This is a genomic window from Saccharopolyspora karakumensis (assembly GCF_004349225.1).
GTDB lineage: Bacteria > Actinomycetota > Actinomycetes > Mycobacteriales > Pseudonocardiaceae > Saccharopolyspora > Saccharopolyspora endophytica.
Genome location: NZ_SMLA01000115.1, coordinates 1 through 3,088, shown reverse-complemented (window position 1 = coordinate 3,088; position 3,088 = coordinate 1). Strand labels below are relative to the sequence as shown.

Genomic DNA, 3,088 nt, shown 5'->3' with positions numbered 1-3,088 from the left:
GCCGCGCCCGCTGCCACCGGGCCCTGCAGGCCATGACCGACGTCGCCCACACCGGCGACCGCCCCGCCTACCTGGAGCGCTCCTTCGAATTCCACGTCTCCGTGGTCGGCCTGTCCGGACACGCCCGCCTCGAAGAGGCCTACCGCTCCCTGCAACTCCAGCTGATGCTGTCCATGGCCCTCAACCGCCGCGCCCGCGAGGAGCACGAAACCCTCGACGGCGACGTCGCCCGCCACACCCACCTGCTGGAGATCATCGACACCGGAGACCCCGAAGCCGTCCTCGACGAACTGGCCACCCACGGCGACCGCAGCTTCCTCGACGGCATCGAGGACACAGTGGACGGACACACCGACGTCGCGCTGGCCTGGCTGGCCCAGCAGCGCACCAGCCGAAAGGAAACCCGTTGAACGACCCGCTGACCGTGACCGTCGACGACATCACCCCCGAGATCGACCCCGGCGCCTTCATCGCCCCCGGCACCAGCCTCATCGGCCGCGTCACCATCGGCCCCCGCGCCAGCATCTGGTACGGCTCGGTGCTGCGCGGCGACCAGGAGACCATCACCATCGGCGAGGCCACCAACATCCAGGACGGCACCGTCATCCACGCCGACCCCGGATTCCCCGCTGACATCCACCCCGAGGTCACCGTCGGCCACCGCGCCGTCCTGCACGGCTGCACCGTGGAAACCGGCAGCCTCATCGGCATGGGCGCGGTCGTGCTCAACGGCGCCCGCATCGGCGCCGGCTCCCTGGTGGCCGCCGGAGCCGTCGTCCTGGAAGGCACCGACATCCCACCCGGCTCCCTGGTCGCCGGAACCCCCGGCAAGATCCGCCGCGAACTCACCGCCGACGAACAAGCCGCCCTCAAGCTCTCCGTCGAGCAGTACCTCAACCTCGCAGCCAAACACCGCAACGCGCTCAGCTGAGCGACACCCCCACCAGCCCTGCACGCAGAAATCCACCCGATGGCTCGCTCAACCCGGCAGGACCGCTGGGGAGCACCACCACGAACGGGGGAACCGGGAGACCACATACCGCTAACCCCGGCGGCCGGACACCACCGTGGCGTCGAGCTCGTCGCAGCGCGACACCCTCGCCTCCAAGCCGGCAGCGCACATCAGACCCGCGGTGCGATCGGCCTGCTCCCGGGAGGTCTCCACCAGCAGCACCCCACCGGGCGCCAGCCAACCCGGTGCCTGGGCGATCACCCGCGCCTGCACCGACAGGCCGTCGGCCCCACCGTCCAGGGCCGTGCGGGGTTCGTGGTCACGGGCCTCCGGGGGCATCAGGGCCACCGCGTCGCTGGGAACGTAGGGGGCGTTGGCGGTGATCACCCGCACCCGCCCCGCCAACTCGCGGGGCACAGGGGCGAACAGATCTCCCGTGACCACGTGCCCAGCAGGCAGGTTCAGCTCCGCGCACGCCGTCGCGCGCTCGTCGACGTCGCACGCCCACACCACCGCCTCCGGGCACTGCGCGCGCACCGCGGCGGCCACCGCCCCCGAACCGCAACACACGTCCACCACCACAGCACCCGAACCGAGGCCGTCCACGGCGAGCTCGACGAGGTGTTCGGTACGACGCCGCGGCACGAACACCCCCGGCGCCACCGCGATCCGCACACCCCGGAACCACGCCCACCCCAGCACCTGCTCCAACGGCAACCCCGACACGCGCGCGGCGAGCATCCGCTCCAACCGCACCGCATCATCACCGGCCTCGCCCAGCAGCAGCTCCGCCTCGTCCTCGGCGAACACGCAGCCCGCCGCCCGCAGACGACCGGTCACCTCATCCCGCGACACACCCACGCCCCCTGACGCCATCGGCGCCCATCCTCGCACCCGCCCCGCGAAACGACGTCTGCCGCGCCCCCGGAAAACCGGGAACGCGGCAGACGTGAAGTCATTTTCGGTTGTGCGCTACCAGGCCCTCATCCGCGCGGAAACCGCACATGGGCCTGCGAGCGGGGGTGGCGCATCGTCGCGCGGGCGCGTTCGAGCTCCCGCGAAAACCCGCCCAGCCAGCGAACCATACTTGCCATAGGGCGTCCTCCAAGTTCAAGCGAAGGGTTTGTGTGTGGAGTTGACGGTGTTCCCGCTCGTTGTCAACACCCGGATGCGCGGGCACCCACTGATCCGGCCGAGTTCGTCCCCCGTCAACCGGAATGTCGTCGCAGGTCGTCCGCGTGTTTCAACCGTGACATAACAGAACGGTCACAACAAGGAGCGGCCAGTCACACCCGAACAGGCGACACCGAAACACACGCCCCGTAGCGATCAGCCCGGGTGCGCACCCACCGCATCCCGCAACTCACCGGCCACCTCCACGTCCGACTGCCGCGCACAATGCGCACAGCAGAAGAACCGCCCACTGGCCTCCACGCCATGACCCAAGATCCGACACCCGCAGTGCTCGCACTGCGGCGCCAAACGCTGCGCCGCGCACTCGAAAGAATCGAACGTGTGCACCCCACCGCCCACGGTGCGCACCTCGAAACTCATCCAGTACTCGTTCCCGCACACCTCGCAGGTCCCCATGAGACCGCCCTCCACAACGCGATGACAAGCCAACATCGCGAGCATGCGGCCTCCCACCAACACCGGCAACCGCACCCCACACCGAAGACAATTCACCTCTGACACCACGCCACCCTGTGCCAGCATGATCACCACCACACCCACGCGCCGAGCCAGGGAGCCGCCCCATGCACGACGACCGCCACATCGTCGAACAACGCCTCGACCGCGTCCTGCACCAACGCATCAAACCCGCCCAACACACCCACACCCAACCCATGGACATCGCCGTCTGGCACACCCCAGGCGAACCCGTCGACGTCACCCACGCCCTCAACGCCACCTACCAACCCACCCACATCGGCCAACCCTGGGGACCCGCCTGGGGCACCGCCTGGTTCCGCCTCACCGCCACCATCCCCGAAACCTGGGCCGGGCACACCATCGAAGCACTCATCAACCTCGGCTCCACCGACGAACGCCCCGGCTTCCAATGCGAAGGCCTCTGCTACACCCCCGACGGCACACCCCTCAAAGCCATCAACCCCCTCAACACCTACCTCCCAC

General features: G+C 69.3%; 4 protein-coding genes and 1 pseudogene. 3 read left to right on the top strand and 2 right to left on the bottom strand.

Annotation, left to right across the window (positions count from 1 at the left end; translation table 11 throughout):
* Both E1202_RS31015 and E1202_RS31010 read left to right on the top strand, forming a co-directional pair.
* Nucleotides 1–410: FCD domain-containing protein (locus tag E1202_RS31015; protein ID WP_132686861.1), on the top strand; the 410-nt coding region annotated here is incomplete at its 5' end.
* Nucleotides 407–931 carry a gamma carbonic anhydrase family protein gene (locus E1202_RS31010; RefSeq protein WP_207919014.1) on the top strand — a complete coding sequence of 175 codons (525 nt, stop codon included), beginning with the start codon at nt 407–409 and terminating at the stop codon, nt 929–931. The genes E1202_RS31015 and E1202_RS31010, both read left to right, overlap by 4 nt.
* 111 nt (nt 932–1,042) lie before the next feature.
* Here E1202_RS31010 and E1202_RS31005 read toward each other — a convergent pair whose 3' ends face one another.
* A complete protein-coding gene (locus E1202_RS31005; protein ID WP_132686860.1) occupies nt 1,043–1,828 on the bottom strand; it encodes a putative protein N(5)-glutamine methyltransferase in 786 nt (261 codons plus the stop codon).
* A gap of 453 nt (nt 1,829–2,281) precedes the next feature.
* Entirely contained in the window at nt 2,282–2,542 is a 261-nt protein-coding gene (locus tag E1202_RS32470) for a Prokaryotic metallothionein (RefSeq protein WP_132686862.1), read from the bottom strand.
* A gap of 167 nt (nt 2,543–2,709) precedes the next feature.
* On the opposite strand from E1202_RS32470, the pseudogene E1202_RS30995 reads away from it, so the two are divergent.
* Nucleotides 2,710–3,088, top strand: a pseudogene (locus tag E1202_RS30995) (alpha-mannosidase); the annotation flags it as partial.